Below are 18962 nucleotides of genomic sequence, written 5' to 3'. Positions count from 1 at the left end.
ATGTTGCAGTCGATTTTTAAGCGTCTATTAAATCGTAATTCGGCATCTGCTAACTTAGTAACTGCTAAACAACAAGCGCGGTCTCTTACTGAAGGTGAAATTAATCTTGCACGTTCGGTTTTTGGTGACAGCCTCAGACTTGATGACGTTCAGCTGAAAACAGCATGGTGGGTACTCAAACATTATGCTGTGAGTCCTAATGGTCATATTTATTTTCATGCATCAGATTGGATAGATGATTTCAGCCAAGCGCCATTGGGCAAACAAGGTTGGCTGATACATGAATTAACACATGTGTGGCAGCTGCAACAAGGCTTGAAGGTGGTACGCGGTGCTATTATCGATCGTCGCTATAATTATGTACTAGAAATGGGTAAGCCTTTTCTTAAATATGGTATCGAGCAGCAGGCACGCATAGTACAAGACTATTTTGTTCGTCGTCAGCGCGGACAATACTGTCAAGATCTTGCAGGCTGTATTCCATTTTTAGTGGTTTAATTAGCGACTAATCTTGAGCCTAGTAGACCATACCGCGACTGATTCTTAACCTCTATATAGCTATGTGATATTTTTGTTTTTAACACAGGAAATAAATTCAGATGTTTAAATTTTGGCTAGTAAAACATGATAATGGTGTTTATGGTAACCTTAGCAATAAAGGTATTGAGTGTCCACAGCACTCAAATGCCTTACTGGCGGCGGCATTGACTGGTGTCTTATTGTTAAGCGGATGTCAGCAGCAAGCAGCAGAAGAAAATGTAGCGGATAAGCCCCAAACCAGTGAGCAAACAAGTGAAGAAGACAGCCAACCGATGGCGCAAAGTGATTCTGCTGCAGCACGTATTGAGCAGTTCCAACCTTTATATGTTACCCAGTTTCAGGCATTGCAGGGGCGTCTGCAAGCAGAGTACGAGTCGCTACAAGCTGCTGATATCGCAGACAGTGAAAACGCTTTATTAGTCGATGAGCCTACTGTTGCAACTGGCAATAATCAGCCAGCTAACAGCGATCAAGGAGCTATAGCTGCTACGCCACAGCTAACACAAGATCCGGTAGCAGCTGCAAAGGATGCAGCAAATGGCAACTCTGTGACAGATACTGACACAAACGATGAAATTAACACCAGTACCGAAGTTGGTGAGCGCGATTTAACGGTGTTAAAGCGTATTAGCTTAGAGCCACGTAAGCCTGTGATATTAACTGAAAAGCAGATTATAGAACGCTATAAGCAAGCAATGGAAGCGCTTTATCAGCCAGTAACCACGCCACTGAATGCGCAGGATACGGATACTTTGATTAATATCGCAACCTTAGTACCACAGCTTTTTGAAGATGCAGAAATTGCTGGCAGAGTCAGTGCTAAAAGCCCTGCATTGGCACGTTTAATTATTCAGCATCAAGTTTGGGAGCAGATAGAAGCCCAGCAAGTACTAGATATGCAGAAAATGAAACAAACCCAACAGCAAGAATTTGAGATGCTAATGGCAAAATTCAATGAAACGATTGAAGGTTATGATGAACAAATCGCTAAATATGAGCAAACGCTAAAAGAATTTAAGTAATCCGTTAAATTTACCCATAAAAAAATCTCGCACATGGCGAGATTTTTTTATGGCTGTTTATTTTTACAAATGCTTAATTACTATTTACGGTCTTCAACTTTAACGAAATCGCGCTGCGTTTCACCAGTGTATAACTGACGTGGGCGACCGATTTTGAACGGTGCGCTGTGCATCTCTAACCAATGGCTGATCCAACCAGAAGTACGAGCTAGTGAAAAGATAACGGTAAACATTGACGTTGGAATACCGATGGCTTTAAGGATAATACCAGAGTAAAAATCAACGTTTGGATACAAGTTACGCTCAACGAAGAACGGGTCTTCTAAAGCGATTTTCTCAAGTGCCATAGCAAGCTCAAGCTTAGGATCATTGATGCCCAATGCGCCTAGTACTTCGTCACAAGTTTCTTTCATCACTTGTGCACGTGGGTCAAAGTTTTTGTAAACACGGTGACCAAAGCCCATCAGTTTCACTTCACGGCTTTTCACTTTTTCCATAAACTCAGGAACGTTTTCTACTGAACCGATTTCATCTAGCATCTCAAGTACGGCTTCGTTAGCGCCACCATGTGATGGTCCCCAAAGGGCGGCGATACCAGCAGCGATACAAGCATAAGGGTTAGCACCCGTAGAGCCGGCTAAACGTACCGTTGACGTTGATGCGTTTTGTTCGTGATCAGCATGCAAGGTAAAGATTTTGTCCATAGCACGCGTGATAACGTCGTTGGTTTTATAATCAACATCAGCAGGGGTTGCAAACATCATGTATAAGAAGTTTTCCGCATAATTGAAATCATTACGTGGATACATGAACGGTTCGCCTTGTGAGTATTTATAACTCATTGCCGCAAGTGTAGGCATTTTAGCGATGAGACGAATCGCGGTAATTTCACGATGTTCTTCATTGCTGATGTCTAAATCTTCATGATAAAACGCAGATAAGGCACCAACGACACCAACCATAATTGCCATTGGATGGGCGTCACGACGGAAGCCTTCAAAGAACTTACGCAATTGATCATGAACACCAGTATGCTTACGAATTTTTTCAAAGAAATCGGCTTTTTGCTCAGCGTTAGGCAGATCACCATGAATCAGGGCATAAGCCACTTCTAGATATTCTGCATTGTTTGCTAACTGGTCAATAGGATAGCCGCGATGCAATAGCTCGCCTTTACCGCCATCAATGAAGGTAATTTTCGATTCGACAGGAGCAGTTGCCATAAAGCCTGGATCATAGGTCCAGTAGCCAGCTTGTTGGAAAGCAGCAACTTCGATAACTGACGGCCCTAAAGTACCTTCAGTAATAGGAAGTTGGTAGTCCTTACCATCTACGGTCAATGTGGCTTGATTATCAGCCATAATTTAATCTCCATTGTTTTAACTTGTTAGAACAAAAATAATAGTGACGCACACCCTCGCATCATAAATAGTCAAATGGCCAAAATGAATGTGACCTATTTAATATGCAGGCTATATTAGCAGTTATTACTTAAGTTTTGAAAAGACTTTTACTTGCTAGACCACCAATAGACGTGCGCCAATAGTGCTTATCGGTTGTAAACTTTGTATCAAAATATGTCTAGTAGGTAATTTGACTGTAAACCATCTTATTTATCATAGCGTAATGATTATTATTAACCTAGATATAAAGAGACAGTTTTAACCAAGTACTCTGTTGAGATATCTTCTAATATTTACTATAAAACAGACAGAGCATCATTAGCTGATACATTCGTTTGGCTTCATAGGTCACTAAGCCTGAGTAATACTAATGAATTCATATTGCAAATAGCCAGTTTTTTGTTAATAAATCTCTAATAACCACTATTTAGGGGATAAATTTGTAATTAGTGCTCAGTCATTTTATAATTAGAGGGATTTAACTGGCACTAGCTTTGCGCAAATTGATGACTTGTCCTAATAAAGTAGGTGAGGGGCTTTGCTCCACTCATACTTTGTTACGATTGAATAATCACTTTGTAGACCAAGACCGAGCTTATCGCTTGAATATTCTTGTTAACTGTTCTATTTTTAAATAGCCTACAGTGAAGTTTACCTTAACAAAAAAGGATAACATAGAGATGACTCCATGGCGTTGTCTTTTTTTTGTTAATGGGAACCAGTAAAAATAGAATAGTTAATCGATTTATCCCGTGCTTCGTTTTGTGGTCTGTTAATATGTAGAAAGCTTATTGTTGAAAGGGTTTATTGAGCGATAGTTGAATGCCCATAATGACCATGTCAATCTCCGTATGCTTTCAGATTTAGCGCAAATTAAATGACGTCAGCTAGCTCTTCCTTCCTTACTTTATTCGTCTTGTGTGGTGCTCAGTGTATTTGGCAGACGATTGCTAAATCATAAGTAACTACCAGACATAACCGCAAAAAGGATGCCCGCTGTGAAAAGCAACCGACCTATTGATCTGCCCCTCAGCCAAGTGATTAGTGTTAATCGATCACCGATTGCGATTGCTTCAATCTTGCATCGTATCTCTGGCATCATTTTATTTTTACTTATTCCAGTCATGCTGTGGTTATTGCAGAATTCTTTGGCATCGCCTGAGAGTTTTGAAACCGTTTTTGACAATGTTTTAGTGCGCTTTTTGGCATGGATTTTCGTCGCCGCCATCGCTTATCACTTTGTGATGGGTATGAAGCATTTATTTGCTGATATGGGCATGAATGAAGAGCTGAAATCTGGCCGTGCTGCCTCTATGATCAGCTTTGTAATTGCAGCGATATTAATTGTCGCGTCATTTGTATGGGTGATGTTCTAATGAGAAACGATTCAGGAATAAAAAGCGCAACCAGTCTAACCGGCTCAGGCTCACGTGATTGGATAGTCCAACGTATCAGTGCGGTGGTCTTAGCTGTTTACAGTGTGGTGCTATTGGGCTTCTTTTTGACCCATGGCGATGTGAGCTACACGGAATGGTCAAATTTTATGACCAGCTTACCGATGCGTCTATTTAGCTTAGTAGCAGTTCTAGCCCTTGCGGGTCATGCATGGATTGGCATGTGGACCGTATTCACAGACTATATCACTACCGGTAAATTGGGCGCGAGCGCAGCTGGCCTACGCTTGGTCTTACAGACATTAATGATTATTGCCGTTTTTGTATTTTTATTCTGGGGCATCATGATTTTTTGGGGTAACGGCTTCGGTGTCGTTGCTGTTTAACGCTCAGATAGATATGCACATTTTAGTAAGTGGTTGAAGGCGGCTTAGATACCCAGTTATATACAATTACATCATCCATATCCGTGCTTTGAGTCGATGATTCAGCTCGGAGTGTATGACTGGTTAAGCAGTCCTTGTATTTACTTCGCAAGTATTAACAGGCATTAGGAAAACCGTAATGGCAACTAGACAAGACAATACCATTAGCAATATCAAAACTTTAAACTATGACGCGGTCATCGTTGGTGGTGGTGGTTCAGGTATGCGTGCATCATTGCACTTAGCTGAAGCCGGCATGAAGGTTGCAGTCTTAACCAAAGTATTCCCAACCCGCTCGCACACTGTTGCAGCTCAGGGCGGTATCGGTGCAAGTCTGGGTAACATGAGCAACGATAACTGGCATTTCCACTTTTATGATACCGTTAAAGGGTCAGACTGGTTGGGTGATCAAGACGCGATTGAGTACATGTGCCGTGAAGCGCCGAAAGTAGTATACGAGCTTGAGCACATGGGCATGCCGTTTGACCGTAATGAAGATGGCACGATTTATCAGCGTCCATTCGGTGGTCATACCTCAAACTATGGCGAAAAAGCCGTACAACGTGCGTGTGCTGCTGCTGACCGTACCGGTCATGCACTATTACATACGCTCTATCAAAAAAACCTACAGCAAGGTACTGAATTCTTTATCGAGTGGATTGCCCTTGATTTGATCAAAGATGAAGCCGGCAATATCAATGGCGTTATCGCGATTGAACAAGAAACTGGTACAGTTGCTGTATTCCAGTCACCAATTACTGTCCTAGCGACAGGTGGTGCTGGTCGTATCTTTGCCGCATCTACCAATGCTTACATCAATACAGGCGACGGTATTGGCATGGCCGTTCGTGCTGGTATTCCACTACAAGATATGGAGTTCTGGCAGTTCCACCCAACCGGCGTTCATGGTGCCGGCGTACTATTGACCGAAGGTTGCCGCGGTGAAGGCGCTATCTTACGTAATAAAGATGGCGAAGCCTTTATGGAGCGTTATGCCCCAACCGTAAAAGACTTGGCACCACGTGATTTGGTTTCTCGTTCTATGGATCAAGAAATCAAAGAAGGCCGTGGTTGTGGTCCAAACGCTGATCATATCGTGATGGATATGACCCATTTGGGTGTTGAAACCATCATGAAGCGTCTGCCATCAGTATTCGAGATTGGTAAAAACTTTGCCAACGTCGATATCACGAAAGAGCCAATTCCTGTTATTCCAACCATTCATTATATGATGGGCGGTATTCCAACTACGATTCATGGTCAAGTGATTGTACCGGATCTAGAAGCAGGTACGGATGAAGACGGTCTATATGCAAAAGGCAACGTTGTTAAAGGTCTATATGCAATTGGCGAATGTGCGTGCGTCAGTGTTCACGGTGCTAACCGTTTAGGTACCAACTCATTGCTTGATTTATTGGTATTTGGTCGCGCTGCAGGTAAGCATATCGTTGATGAATTCCATCATGCAGATCATAACTATAAGCCACTTGATCCTCGCGTCCTTGATTACACAGTCGGTCGTTTAGATAAGCTGCAACAGTCAACTTCAGGCTACAATGCGCAAGACGTTGCCGATGAGATTCGTGCAACCATGCAAACGCATGCCAGTGTATTCCGTACACAAGCGATGATGGATGAAGGCGTTGCAAAAATCCTAGCGCTAGGCGAGAAGATTGATCAGATTCATTTGGCTGATAAATCACAAGTCTTTAACACTGCTCGTATTGAAGCCTTTGAAGTGGGCAATCTTTACGAAGTAGCAAAAGCGACGATGATATCGGCAGCCCAGCGTCATGAAAGCCGCGGCGCGCACAGTGTCTCTGACTATGATCGTCCTGAAGATGATGAATACGCACCAAACGGTCGTAACGATAATGATTGGATGAAGCATACCTTATGGTATTCTGAAGGCAATAAGATTATCTATAAGCCGGTTCGTAAAATTCCATTAACGGTTGATTATATCGAGCCAAAGGTTCGTGTCTACTAATTCAGACGCCTTGCGCCTGATGTGTATAGACAGCATAAACGTTTTATCCTTTATTCATTTATTAAAAAGGTGACCGCCAGCTACAAGCTCATGCCAGCGCCCTATTAATCAGTATTTGATCATTCTTGTCAGTACAGATTAATAGCCAGCGCGACTATGTTGCAGTCCTTGTATGCCCGCCATCACCGACGTGTGGAGTTTAGCATTATGAGCCGAGGTACTCGCACCATCGAAATCTATCGCTACGATCCTGATCTGGACGCAGCGCCGCGTATGCAAACTTATACGATTGAGCTATTAGACTCAGATCGTATGTTGCTTGACGTGTTATTACGCCTAAAGAAGGAAGATGAAACTCTTACCTTCCGTCGCTCGTGCCGTGAAGGCATCTGTGGCTCTGATGGCATGAATATTAACGGTAAAAATGGTCTAGCATGTTTGATCAACATGAATACTTTGCCAGAAAAAGTAACCGTTCGTCCGTTACCAGGTTTGCCAGTGGTTCGTGATTTGGTCGTTGATATGAACCAATTCTACGAGCAGTACGAAAAAGTACATCCATTCTTAATTAATGATCAGCCAGCGCCTGCGACTGAGCGCTTGCAGTCACCTGAGCAACGTGACAAGCTAAACGGTTTATATGAATGTATTTTATGTGCCTGCTGTTCAACCAGCTGCCCATCATTCTGGTGGAATCCTGATAAGTTCTTAGGACCATCAGCACTACTGCATGCTGATCGTTTTGTTTCTGACAGCCGTGACAGTGATACGCGCGCGCGTCTGGCTCGTTTAGACGATCCATTCAGCTTATTTCGTTGCCGCGGTATCATGAACTGCGTATCAGTATGTCCAAAAGGCTTGAATCCAACCAAAGCTATCGGTCATCTGCGTAATTTGTTGCTTGATCAAGCAGGTTAATATACCTTTTAGCCTCAATTAGCTTTATAATAGCGCTATAAAAAAACACCACCTGAGATAAGGTGGTGTTTTTTATTCGTTAAAATAAGCAAAACAATAGCGTAAAGTTACCATGCTTGTTAAGTCGTCTTAGAACAATATTTGAATTTGCATCAGAATAATGATGACAAGTAAGGCCATGCTAACAATACGTTGCTTATATGTAAGACAACCTGTTATCTGCTCCATCTGCCTATATAATTATAAGTAGTAATGGCTAAGCATAAAAAATGCTTGGTTATTATAAGATTATAGGGGTGAATGACGATGATAGAAGGTATATAATACTGAGGTTAAAAAGGATGCATAGCAGTGATGTGTGAATATGCAGGAAGTCAATCACCTATGAATTGCGTAAAGTGATAATAGATATTCATTGTGTAAATACTTAGTATTGAACAAACAAACTATGGCTGCAATTGTTGCCATGTTACGCTATACGGCAGTGTATCATTTGTCAAATAGTCATTGTATAGCTACAATAGCCAAGTTATTCAGCAGAAATGGCTTGTAAATAAGCCAGCTGAACAAAAAAAATTTAAAAAAATGCTATAAATAACAATTTAGTTATAACTTATAGCATTATATATAAATTAATGTTTTGCGACGAGCGACATAAGAAAACTGAACGTTCACAAATAATTTGAATGGTGTTCTATGTTGATTGTTCATTGTTAAAAGGCTATTTATTCAATAGCTGAGCCGCCTGTATACAACAGATTTTACAATAATAAGCACGATTCCATTCATTTATCTATCAAATAGACGATTATTATGAATAGTATAACTAAAGAAGCAGCGAGCGTAGATCACACAGAATTGGCCGCTGATAATGCCAATTATATTGATATTCTCTACGAGCAATACCTAGAAGATCCTAATAGTGTTGGCAGCGATTGGCAAACGTATTTTGAACAATACAAATCGCCAAATGATGCGCCGCACAACGCCATTAAAGACCAGTTTTTATTATTGGCCCGTAATCAGACGGCTAATAAGGTCAGTACTGATACCAATAGCTCGGCTAGCAGTCATAGCAACAATGTTGGTGACAATAAGCAAATGGGCGTACAGCAGCTCATCTCAGCTTACCGTCGTCGCGGTCATCGCCGTGCGCAGTTAGATCCATTAAGTCTGCATCCACGTGCGGAAGTAGAGGATTTGACCCTTGCCTATCACAATCTTTCTGACGCGGATCTAGATACGGTATTTCCTACTAATGATCTAAATATCGGTAAAAATGAAGCACCGTTACGTGAAATCATTGAAATCATGGAGCGCGTCTATTGCCGTTATATCGGCACAGAATATATGCACGTGACCACCAGCACAGAAAAGCGCTGGATGGAAAAATATCTAGAAACCAATCTAGGTCATATCTCTTTTGATACAGAAAAACGTTTGTCTATTCTTGAGCGTTTGACGGCAGCAGAAGGCTTAGAAAAATATCTTGCTCGTAAATATACGGGTGTAAAGCGTTTTGGTCTGGAAGGCGGCGAGAGCTTTATTCCAGCGATCAATGAAATCATTCAACGTGCTGGCGGTTATGGTACAAAAGAGATGGTCATTGGTATGGCTCACCGTGGGCGTTTAAACTTATTGGTAAACATCTTGGGCAAAAACCCTGCTGATTTGTTTGATGAGTTCGATGGCAAAGTTCAGCCAGAAAAGGGCTCAGGCGATGTTAAATACCATAATGGTTTTTCATCGAACGTGATGACACCAGGTGGGGAGGCGCATTTAGCGTTGGCATTTAACCCGTCACATCTTGAAATCGTTGCGCCAGTATTACAAGGCTCAGTACGTGCGCGTCAAGTACGTCGTAATGATCAGCCACTTCATGAAAATAAGACGGGCAATTCAGTATTGCCAATCGTCATTCATGGTGATGCGGCGTTTGCCGGTCAAGGCGTGGTACAAGAGACATTTCAGATGTCACAAACCCGTGCGTATACGACGGGCGGCACCATCCATATTGTGATTAATAACCAAGTTGGTTTTACCACCAGCCGTCAAGAAGATGCACGCTCAACTGAATACTGTACTGATGTGGCAAAAATGGTTCATGCGCCAATTTTGCATGTCAACGGTGATGATCCTGAGTCTGTGGTATTTGCCGCGCAATTGGCGTTAGATTATCGTCATGAGTTTGACAAAGACATCATTATAGATCTCTTCTGCTATCGCCGTAACGGTCATAATGAGGCAGATGAGCCTTCAGCTACTCAGCCACTCATGTATGCAGTGATCAAAAAGCTACCAACGACTCGTACTATTTACGCGCAACAGTTAATCGAAGAAGGTTTGCTGAGTAAAGAAGATGAAACGCGTTTAGAAGATGAGTATCGTGAATCATTAGACCGCGGTGAATATGTTGCTAACTCATTAGTAAACGAGCCTAATGAGCAGCTATTTGTCGATTGGAAACCTTACTTGGGTCACGATTTGGTTGATGATTGGGATACCAGTGTTGATATCGAAGTGTTGAAAGGCTATGGTCGCCGTATGGCACAAATGCCTGAAGGTTACAAACTACAGCGCCAAGTACAAAAAGTGGTTGAGCAGCGCTTAGCGATGCAAACCGGCGAAGAGCCTTTGAACTGGGGTGCAGCTGAGACATTGGCATACGCATCACTGGTCGATAACGATAAAGTGCTGGTACGTATTACTGGTGAAGATGTAGGACGTGGTACGTTCTCACATCGTCATAGTGAGCTATATAATATTGAAGATGGCAGCATGTATGTGCCACTTGCTCACCTGAGTGAAGATCAAGCACGCTTTGCCACTTATAACTCATTGCTATCAGAAGAAGCGGTACTAGCTTTTGAATATGGTTATGCGACCACGGTGCCAAATGCATTGGTTGTTTGGGAAGCGCAGTTCGGTGATTTTGTTAACGGTGCTCAAGTAGTTATCGACCAATTCATCGCGAGTGGCGAGACCAAATGGCAGCGCGTTTGCGGCTTGACCATGTTATTGCCGCATGGCTTCGAAGGTCAAGGTCCTGAGCATTCATCAGCCCGTCTTGAGCGCTTCTTGCAGTTATGTGCTGAAGACAACATGCAAGTCATCACACCAACGACGCCTGCACAGATTTATCATGCGCTACGTCGTCAAGCGGTTCGCCCGATTCGTAAACCGTTAATCGTGATGTCGCCAAAGAGCTTGCTACGTCATAAGCTTGCGACTTCTCAATTAGAAGAATTGGCAAATGGTAAGTTTGAAACAGTATTGCCAGAGATGGATCAGCAAAATCCGGACAATGTGACTCGTATGGTTCTATGTGGCGGTAAAGTTTATTATGACTTGCTTGAGCAGCGCCGTGCTTTAGGTCTAGACCATGTAGCAATCGTTCGTATTGAGCAACTCTATCCTTTACCAGAAAAACGCTTAATTGCTGAAATTGAAAAATACAGCAACTTAAAAGAAATCGTTTGGACGCAAGAGGAGCCGTTGAACCAAGGCGCTTGGTATTACTTAGCACCACATATGTTCCGTATTGTTGTACCGCATCCAACCAGAGCAAAAGTGATGGAGCCAGTTGCACGTCCTGCCAGTGCAGCGCCTGCGACAGGATCAGCAAAATTACACGTTAAGCAACAACAAGATTTAATCGCTGGTGGTCTTGGTATCAGTGTAGATGAGCTGTCTATTTAATAGCTCATCTAAATAACAGATTGTATGTAATCAATGAATCAGGCGATGACAGTCAGTACCCAGTGAGACAATTTAAATATCACATTTTAAATGGCACTGACTGCCTATCACGACTTAATTATAAATAGTAATATTCAAATCTAAGGAGTATATCGATGGCTGAAATTAAAGCCCCCGTTTTTCCAGAATCGGTTGCCGATGGTACAATCGTTGAATGGCATGTCACTGAAGGTCAGCAAGTAAACCGTGATGACCTATTAGCTGAAATCGAAACTGATAAAGTTGTATTAGAAGTGGTCGCGCCTGATAACGGTGTTGTAACCCGAATCGTTAAGCAAGTAGATGACACCGTATTGTCTGATGAGCTGATTGCCGAATTTGAAGCTGGTGCTAGCGCCAGTGCTAGCGCCAGTGCTGAAGCTGCTCCTGCCGTTGATCCAGATCAACCAGCTGCGCCAGTACAACCTAAGCAAGCAACAGATGGCGGCGAGCCAGTACAAGCGTCTGCTGAATCTGATCATAAAGATCAAAGCCCTGCGGTTCGTAAAGCAGCCAAAGAGTCTGGCGTAGATCCTAAAAACGTCGAAGGTAGTGGTCGCGGCGGTCGTGTGACTAAAACTGACATGTCAAACCCAACGTTGAAAGCGGACAGCTCAATCACTTCTGATAGTGGTCGTCCTGTTGCTGAAGCAGTTGGCGAGCGTACTGAAAAACGCGTACCAATGACACGTCTACGTAAAACAATCGCGAATCGTCTGCTAGCTGCTTCTCAAGAAACAGCAATGCTAACGACGTTTAACGAAGTCAACATGAAACCGTTGATGGATATGCGTACTAAATATAAAGATCAGTTTGAAAAGCGTCATGGTACACGTTTAGGCTTTATGTCGTTATTCGTAAAAGCGGCGACTGAAGCACTAAAACGCTATCCAGCCGTGAATGCATCATTAGACGGTGATGATATCGTTTATCATGGTTACTATGACATCGGTGTTGCCGTATCTTCTAACCGTGGTCTAGTCGTACCAGTACTGCGTGATACTGATCGCATGAGCATGGCAGATGTTGAAGCCAAGATTCGTGAGTTTGGTGGTAAAGCACAAGAAGGCAAACTTGGTCTAGAAGACATGGTTGGCGGTACATTTACCATCTCAAACGGTGGTGTATTTGGTTCACTGATGTCAACACCTATCTTGAACCCACCACAAACTGCTATCTTGGGTATGCATGCCATCAATGACCGCCCTATGGCAGTTAATGGTGAAGTTAAAATCTTGCCAATGATGTATCTTGCACTGTCTTATGACCATCGTATGATTGATGGTAAAGAAGCGGTACAATTCTTAGTAACACTGAAAGAATTGGTTGAAGACCCTACTATGCTACTTTTAGATCTTTAAGTTTTTAGGCTTGTATCAGTAATGACTGATACAAGCTTTTTAGCTTTGTATAGATTATCTTTTAATGCCTTTTAGCTTTTTCAGTTCTATCTTATGAGCAATGAGCTAAGCATACTCAGCAACTATCTTTATCGTCTTTTTAAACGCATCTATTATCTAGCATTTAGATATCGTATTGGTTATCGAACAGATAAGTCGATGGTTTACTAACGAGATAAAATTGGTTTATATGATACCTAACATTAAACTAAAATTAAAATAGGAACGTATTATGAAAGACAGTTACGATTTAGTCGTCATCGGCGGCGGACCTGGTGGTTATGAAGCAGCAATCCGTGCAGGACAGCTTGGTATGAGCGTCGCTTGTATCGAAAAACGCGTTTATAAAGGCGAGCCTGCACTTGGCGGTACTTGCTTAAACGTCGGTTGTATCCCATCAAAAGCATTGCTTGATAGCTCACATCGCTATGAAGCGACTAAGCACGACCTTAATGAGCATGGTATTACTACTGGTGATGTTGCTATCGATATCGAGCAAATGATTGCTCGTAAAGAAGGCATCGTTAAGCAGTTAACTGGCGGTGTTGCTGCGTTATTGAAAGGTAATGGGGTTGACTGGCTACAAGGCTGGGGCACATTAGAAGATGGTAAAGGTGCTGATAAAAAAGTTAAATTTACCGCTCTTGCTGATGAAGCAGAAACGACTATCACTGCTAAAAACGTGATTCTTGCAGCTGGTTCAGTGCCGATTGATATTCCAGTTGCCAAAACTGACGGCGATCGTATCGTTGACTCTACTGGCGCGCTTGACTTCACTGCTGTACCTAAGCGTTTAGGCGTAATCGGTGCCGGTGTTATCGGTCTTGAGCTTGGTTCAGTATGGCGTCGTCTAGGTGCAGAAGTTGTCGTATATGAAGCACTACCTAGCTTCTTGGCTGCTGCTGACAAAGACATCGCTAAAGAAGCCGGTAAAATGCTGAAAAAGCAAGGTCTTGATATCCGTGTCGATACCAAAGTGACCAATGCTGAAGTGAAAGGCGATCAAGTCATCGTTACTAGTGAAACCAAAGGCGAATCTAGTGAAGAGAGCTTTGATAAGCTGATCGTTTGTGTCGGTCGTCGCGCTTATTCTGAGAAACTACTTGGCGAAGACAGTGGTATTCAATTGACCGAACGCGGTTTGATCGATGTCAATGATCAGTGCAAAACCAATCTTGATGGCGTTTATGCTATCGGTGATTTGGTACGCGGTCCTATGCTTGCGCATAAAGCCATGGAAGAAGGCATGATGGCTGTTGAGCGTATTCATGGCGAAAAAGCTCAAGTTAACTACGACACTATTATCAACGTCATCTATACGCATCCAGAAATCGCATGGGTTGGTTTGACAGAGCAAGAAGCAGAAGCCGCAGGTTATGAAGTCAAAACAGGTTCATTTAACCTAGCTGCAAACGGTCGCGCTCTTGCTCAAAGTGAAGCTCAAGGTTCTATCAAAGTCGTTGCTGATGCCAAAACAGACCGTTTGTTAGGTATGCATGCGATTTCTGCTGGTGCAGGCGATATCGTCCATCAAGGTATGATTGCGATGGAATTTGTATCAAGCATCGAAGATTTGCAGTTAATGACGTTTGCGCATCCAACGATCTCTGAAGCCGTTCATGAAGCAGCATTGTCTGCGGATGGTCGTGCCATTCACGCGATTCAGCGTAAAAAACGTAAATAATTTTAACGGCTAAAAATATTTGTATAAAGATATTTTAAGTGTTTTAAATGGTTATTAGATGATTACATGACCATCGCATTGTTCGAATAGCTATTTTGAATGACTATTTTGAATGCTGCGTTGGTCTAACATACAGTAGAGCATTCTACGATGTATGAGTTTTCATTTTTTATTAATGGTAAAAATAAAGGATTCAATCAATGAATTTACATGAGTATCAAGCAAAAGAGCTATTGAAAAGCTATGGCTTGCCAATTCAAGAAGGCATCATTGCTTACAGTGGCGACGAAGCAGCAGCAGCTTTTGACAAAACTCCAACTGATATCGCAGTCATCAAAGCGCAGGTTCATGCTGGTGGTCGCGGTAAAGCGGGCGGCGTGAAACTGGTTAAGACTCGTGAAGAAGCAAAGCAAGTGACTGATGAGCTTATCGGTAAAAACCTTGTAACGTATCAAACCGATGCCGCTGGTCAACCAGTGAATTTCGTTTTGGTTGCAGAAGATATGTATCCAGTACAAACCGAGCTATATCTTGGCGCTGTTGTTGACCGCTCTTCACGTCGCGTGACGTTTATGGCATCAACGGAAGGCGGTGTTGAGATTGAGAAAGTTGCAGAAGAAACGCCAGAGAAAATCTTTAAAGTAAATATTGATCCATTGGTTGGTTTATTGCCATTCCAAGCGCGTGAAGTCGCGTTTAAATTGGGTCTTGAAGGCAAGCAAATCAATCAATTCGTTAAATTGATGAGTGGTGCTTATCAAGCATTCGTTGAAAACGACATTGATTTACTTGAAATCAACCCATTAGCGGTTCGCGAAAATGGCGAGATCGTTTGTGTTGATGGCAAAATTGGTATCGACTCAAACGCTTTATATCGTTTGCCTAAGATTGCTGCGCTACAAGACAAATCACAAGAAAATGAGCGTGAGCTTAAAGCGGCTGAGTTTGATCTAAACTATGTTGCCCTAGAAGGCAATATCGGTTGTATGGTAAACGGTGCTGGTCTTGCAATGGCTACGATGGACATCATCAAATTGTACGGCGGCAAGCCTGCTAACTTCTTGGACGTTGGCGGCGGTGCAACTAAAGATCGCGTTGTTGAAGCATTCAAGATTATTCTTGAAGACAGCAGCGTTGAAGGTGTTCTGATCAACATCTTCGGTGGTATCGTACGTTGTGACATGATTGCAGAAGCTATTATCGCTGCGATCAAGGAAGTTGACGTCAAAGTACCAGTTGTTGTCCGTTTAGAGGGTAACAATGCTGAGCTTGGCGCACAAATTCTAGAAGAATCTGGTCTGAAACTGATCTCAGCTCAAGGTTTATCAGACGCCGCTCAAAAAATTGTTGACGCTGTTAAAGCTTAATTGCTCAAGAGTATAAGACGCTTGCTGTTATTCTACCGACGTTAACATTTAACGTGGCAGGATAGGCAAGCGCCTACCAGACAACCGCATACAAGGATAAGATAATGAGTGTATTAATTGATAAAGACACCAAAGTATTGGTGCAAGGTTTTACCGGTAAAAATGGTACGTTCCACTCAGAACAAGCCATCGAATATGGTACAAAAGTTGTTGGCGGCGTAACCCCAGGTAAAGGCGGTCAAACGCACCTAGGTTTGCCAGTATTCAACACCATGTCTGAAGCAATGGCAGCCACCCAAGCAGACGCTTCTGTTATCTATGTACCAGCTCCTTTTGTACTAGATTCTATCATCGAAGCAATTGACGCTGGTGTGAAGCTAATTGTTGTGATCACTGAAGGCGTACCAACGCTTGATATGCTTAAAGCCAAACGCTACCTTGAAACAGCAGGCGATGTACGTCTAATCGGTCCTAACTGCCCAGGCGTTATCACCCCAGGTCAGTGCAAAATCGGCATTATGCCAGGTCATATCCATTTGCCAGGTAAAGTGGGTATCATCTCACGCTCTGGTACTTTGACTTATGAAGCCGTTGCTCAAACTACTAAACTTGGCTTTGGTCAATCAACCTGTATCGGTATCGGTGGTGATCCGATCCCTGGTATGAACCAGATTGATGCGCTTAAATTGTTCCAAGAAGATCCACAAACTGAAGCAATTATCTTAATCGGTGAAATCGGTGGTACTGCTGAAGAAGAAGCAGCCGCTTATATCAAAGACCATGTAACTAAGCCAGTTGTTGGTTATATTGCTGGTGTAACTGCTCCTGAAGGTAAGCGTATGGGTCATGCCGGCGCTATCATCTCTGGCGGTCAAGGTACAGCTGAAGATAAATTTAAAGCGTTCGAAGCGGCAGGTATTGCTTACACGCGTGACCCATCAAAATTGGGCGAGAAGCTAAAAGAAGTGACAGGTTGGTAGTATCAGCAGCTAACTGACTGTTGATACTCAAATGACGTTGAAAAATAATGAAGGCACCCCTACAATGGGGTGTCTTTTTTTGTTTAAAAATTGCTTTGGATATCAATATGGAAAATTATAAAAATAAAATATTAGTGACTGGCGGTGCAGGATATATCGGTTCACATGCTTGTATTGCACTGCATGAAGCAGGCTACGAGGTGGTGATATACGACAATTTATCCAATAGCAGTTTTGAGGCAGTAAATCGTGTTTCTAGCCTTATTGGGCAGCCTATCGACTTTATCGAAGGCGACATACGTGATGCTGATTCATTCAGGCAAGTGTTTACTACCCATCAATTTTTTGGCGTCATTCATTTCGCTGGCTTAAAAGCGGTTGGCGAATCTGTCGCTAAACCTTTGATGTATTATGATAATAATGTGAGTGGTACAATTACCTTACTTAAAATCATGGCTGAATATGAGGTTAAAAACTAGTCTTTTCTTCATCAGCTACGGTCTATGGTGATCCTGAAATTCTGCCAATTAATGAAGACTCTCCACGCTCCTGTACCAATCCTTATGGACAGAGTAAGCTTACGGTTGAGCATGTTCTAGAAGATTTAGCGCTATCAGATAACAGCTGGAGCCTTATTCCTTTGAGGTATTTTAATCCTATTGGCGCGCACCCATCTGGACAAATTGGCGAAGATCCCAATGATATTCCAAATAATTTAATGCCATATATCTCACAAGTTGCTGTTGGCAAGCTTGATAGATTAAGCATTTTTGGCGATGACTATGCTACGGTAGATGGTACGGGTGTGCGTGACTTTATACATGTCACTGACCTTGCCCAAGGGCATGTTGCTGCGCTTAATTATTTACAGCAACAGGTAGGCTTAAAGAACATCAGCTCAGTAGGATTCCTACCTATTAACCTAGAAATGGGCAAAGGCACTTCGGTGTTAGAGTTAGTTAGAGCGTTTTCTGCCGTATCAGCTCAAGATATTCCTTTTCAGTTTGTTGGGCGACGAGCTGGTGATATTGCCAGTTGCTATGCTAGTGCTGATAAAGCACAAGAGTTATTAGGATGGAAGGCAAGCTTATCTATTACTGATATGTGTCAAGATACATGGCGTTGGCAAAGCATAAATCCAAATGGTTATAACTCAATATAAGTATTATAGAAAACAAACCCTTATCCATTCTTATTAAGTATGTATTAATCCTTATGAAAAAAATTACTCACGCGGTGATACCCGTTGCAGGCTTTGGTACTCGTATGTTGCCATTGTCTAAATCCGTACCTAAAGAGCTATTGCCGCTTGGTAATCGTCCTGCCATCCATTATGTGGTGGCAGAAGCCATTGCTGCTGGTATTAAGCACATTGTCTTGGTTGGTCATGCACAAAAAAGTGCTATTGAAAATTACTTTGATCTCAATGCCGAGCTTGACAATCAATTGCGTGTTAAAGGTAAGAACGAGCTGGCAGACAGCTTAAACTGGCTACCAGATGATGTAACTATATCGATGATACGTCAGGGTATGCCATTGGGCTTAGGTCATGCGGTGCTTGCCGCACGCCCAATCATTGGTGAGCATGATTTTGCAGTACTGCTGCCAGATGTGGTGCTTGACCCTTTTAATGGTGATATGTCTGCTGACAATTTGGCTTTCATGATTGACGCTTTTTCTGAAGATAACCATTCGCAAATATTGGTCGATAAGGTCGCCGATAAAGATGTGCACAAATACGGTATCGCTCAATTAAGTGAAGCGCTTATGGATGAGGGCGATATAGATGATAAAACAGATGAGAATGTCAGTTTTAAAGTGGCAGGTTTTGTAGAAAAGCCAAATCTCTCTGATGCGCCATCAAGACTCGCTGTGGTTGGTCGTTATGTCTTTAGTCATCATATTTTTGATTATCTGGCTAATACCCAAGCCTCAGTTGGCGGAGAGATCCAATTGACTGACGCTATTGATGCGCTTATCAGTGAGTATGGTGTCAATGTCACGACCATGCGTGGTAACAGTTATGATGCTGGCGATATGCGCTCTTATATGCAAGCTTTTATATATTTCGCTCAGCAGCAACTAGCCGATGAAGAGTAGT

At 42.6% G+C, this 18962-nt stretch carries 13 protein-coding genes and 1 pseudogene; 13 read left to right on the top strand and 1 reads right to left on the bottom strand.

What is annotated here, in order from left to right:
• Positions 1–498: a type IV secretion protein Rhs gene (locus tag FQ083_RS04765; protein ID WP_149409031.1), complete on the top strand. Its 498-nt coding sequence runs from the start codon at positions 1–3 to the stop codon at positions 496–498.
• A 101-nt stretch (positions 499–599) separates the two neighbouring features.
• Positions 600–1562 (top strand): hypothetical protein, encoded by a 963-nt coding sequence (locus FQ083_RS04760; RefSeq protein ID WP_149409030.1) that lies wholly within the window; start codon positions 600–602, stop codon positions 1560–1562.
• 80 nt (positions 1563–1642) lie between these two features.
• On the opposite strand, the gene gltA is transcribed toward FQ083_RS04760, so the two are convergent.
• On the bottom strand, positions 1643–2923 hold the full coding sequence (gltA, locus tag FQ083_RS04755) for a citrate synthase (RefSeq protein WP_011512481.1): 1281 nt from the start codon (positions 2921–2923) through the stop codon (positions 1643–1645).
• A gap of 1031 nt (positions 2924–3954) precedes the next feature.
• Here gltA and sdhC point away from each other — a divergent pair.
• The 11 genes and pseudogenes from sdhC to FQ083_RS04700 all read left to right on the top strand — a co-directional run bounded on the left by sdhC (position 3955) and on the right by FQ083_RS04700 (position 18961).
• The gene (sdhC, locus tag FQ083_RS04750) at positions 3955–4341 is read left to right on the top strand and encodes a succinate dehydrogenase, cytochrome b556 subunit (RefSeq protein ID WP_011512482.1); all 387 of its coding nucleotides are present in this window, start codon (positions 3955–3957) and stop codon (positions 4339–4341) included.
• A 17-nt stretch (positions 4342–4358) separates the two neighbouring features.
• Positions 4359–4745: a succinate dehydrogenase, hydrophobic membrane anchor protein gene (sdhD, locus tag FQ083_RS04745; RefSeq protein ID WP_262880863.1), complete on the top strand. Its 387-nt coding sequence runs from the start codon at positions 4359–4361 to the stop codon at positions 4743–4745.
• 178 nt (positions 4746–4923) lie between these two features.
• Positions 4924–6774, top strand: a complete 1851-nt coding sequence (sdhA, locus tag FQ083_RS04740) for a succinate dehydrogenase flavoprotein subunit (RefSeq protein WP_011512484.1) — start codon at positions 4924–4926, stop codon at positions 6772–6774.
• Positions 6775–6981: 207 nt separating this feature from the next.
• Entirely contained in the window at positions 6982–7692 is a 711-nt protein-coding gene (locus tag FQ083_RS04735) for a succinate dehydrogenase iron-sulfur subunit (protein WP_011512485.1), read from the top strand.
• Positions 7693–8505: 813 nt separating this feature from the next.
• Positions 8506–11391 (top strand): 2-oxoglutarate dehydrogenase E1 component, encoded by a 2886-nt coding sequence (locus FQ083_RS04730; protein ID WP_149409029.1) that lies wholly within the window; start codon positions 8506–8508, stop codon positions 11389–11391.
• 155 nt (positions 11392–11546) lie between these two features.
• Positions 11547–12791 carry a 2-oxoglutarate dehydrogenase complex dihydrolipoyllysine-residue succinyltransferase gene (odhB, locus tag FQ083_RS04725; protein WP_149409028.1) on the top strand — a complete coding sequence of 415 codons (1245 nt, stop codon included), beginning with the start codon at positions 11547–11549 and terminating at the stop codon, positions 12789–12791.
• Positions 12792–13062: 271 nt separating this feature from the next.
• Positions 13063–14514, top strand: a complete 1452-nt coding sequence (gene lpdA, locus FQ083_RS04720; RefSeq protein WP_149409027.1) for a dihydrolipoyl dehydrogenase — start codon at positions 13063–13065, stop codon at positions 14512–14514.
• Between the two features lie 200 nt (positions 14515–14714).
• Entirely contained in the window at positions 14715–15881 is a 1167-nt protein-coding gene (gene sucC / locus FQ083_RS04715) for an ADP-forming succinate--CoA ligase subunit beta (RefSeq protein WP_011512489.1), read from the top strand.
• A 104-nt stretch (positions 15882–15985) separates the two neighbouring features.
• Positions 15986–16861 carry a succinate--CoA ligase subunit alpha gene (sucD, locus tag FQ083_RS04710; protein WP_011512490.1) on the top strand — a complete coding sequence of 292 codons (876 nt, stop codon included), beginning with the start codon at positions 15986–15988 and terminating at the stop codon, positions 16859–16861.
• A gap of 107 nt (positions 16862–16968) precedes the next feature.
• Positions 16969–18023: pseudogene (gene galE / locus FQ083_RS04705) on the top strand (UDP-glucose 4-epimerase GalE).
• 53 nt (positions 18024–18076) lie between these two features.
• Complete coding sequence (locus FQ083_RS04700) at positions 18077–18961, top strand: UTP--glucose-1-phosphate uridylyltransferase (protein WP_149409026.1); 885 nt, start codon at positions 18077–18079, stop codon at positions 18959–18961.
• The last annotated feature ends 1 nt before the right edge of the window (position 18962 follow it).

Origin of the sequence: Psychrobacter sp. ANT_H59 (assembly GCF_008369225.1) — a bacterium.
Lineage (GTDB): Bacteria > Pseudomonadota > Gammaproteobacteria > Pseudomonadales > Moraxellaceae > Psychrobacter > Psychrobacter cryohalolentis.
Note: the sequence above shows the minus strand (reverse complement) of the source record. Positions and strands in the feature narration are given on the sequence as shown.

Excerpts from the sequence above, each read along its gene's own strand:
- FQ083_RS04765 (WP_149409031.1), top strand. The coding sequence starts at position 1 with ATGTTGCAGTCGATTTTTAAGCGTCTATTAAATCGTAATTCGGCATCT.
- FQ083_RS04760 (WP_149409030.1), top strand. The coding sequence starts at position 600 with ATGTTTAAATTTTGGCTAGTAAAACATGATAATGGTGTTTATGGTAAC.
- gltA (WP_011512481.1), bottom strand. The coding sequence starts at position 2,923 with ATGGCTGATAATCAAGCCACATTGACCGTAGATGGTAAGGACTACCAA.
- sdhC (WP_011512482.1), top strand. The coding sequence starts at position 3,955 with ATGCCCGCTGTGAAAAGCAACCGACCTATTGATCTGCCCCTCAGCCAA.
- sdhA (WP_011512484.1), top strand. The coding sequence starts at position 4,924 with ATGGCAACTAGACAAGACAATACCATTAGCAATATCAAAACTTTAAAC.
- FQ083_RS04735 (WP_011512485.1), top strand. The coding sequence starts at position 6,982 with ATGAGCCGAGGTACTCGCACCATCGAAATCTATCGCTACGATCCTGAT.
- FQ083_RS04730 (WP_149409029.1), top strand. The coding sequence starts at position 8,506 with ATGAATAGTATAACTAAAGAAGCAGCGAGCGTAGATCACACAGAATTG.
- odhB (WP_149409028.1), top strand. The coding sequence starts at position 11,547 with ATGGCTGAAATTAAAGCCCCCGTTTTTCCAGAATCGGTTGCCGATGGT.
- lpdA (WP_149409027.1), top strand. The coding sequence starts at position 13,063 with ATGAAAGACAGTTACGATTTAGTCGTCATCGGCGGCGGACCTGGTGGT.
- sucC (WP_011512489.1), top strand. The coding sequence starts at position 14,715 with ATGAATTTACATGAGTATCAAGCAAAAGAGCTATTGAAAAGCTATGGC.
- sucD (WP_011512490.1), top strand. The coding sequence starts at position 15,986 with ATGAGTGTATTAATTGATAAAGACACCAAAGTATTGGTGCAAGGTTTT.
- FQ083_RS04700 (WP_149409026.1), top strand. The coding sequence starts at position 18,077 with ATGAAAAAAATTACTCACGCGGTGATACCCGTTGCAGGCTTTGGTACT.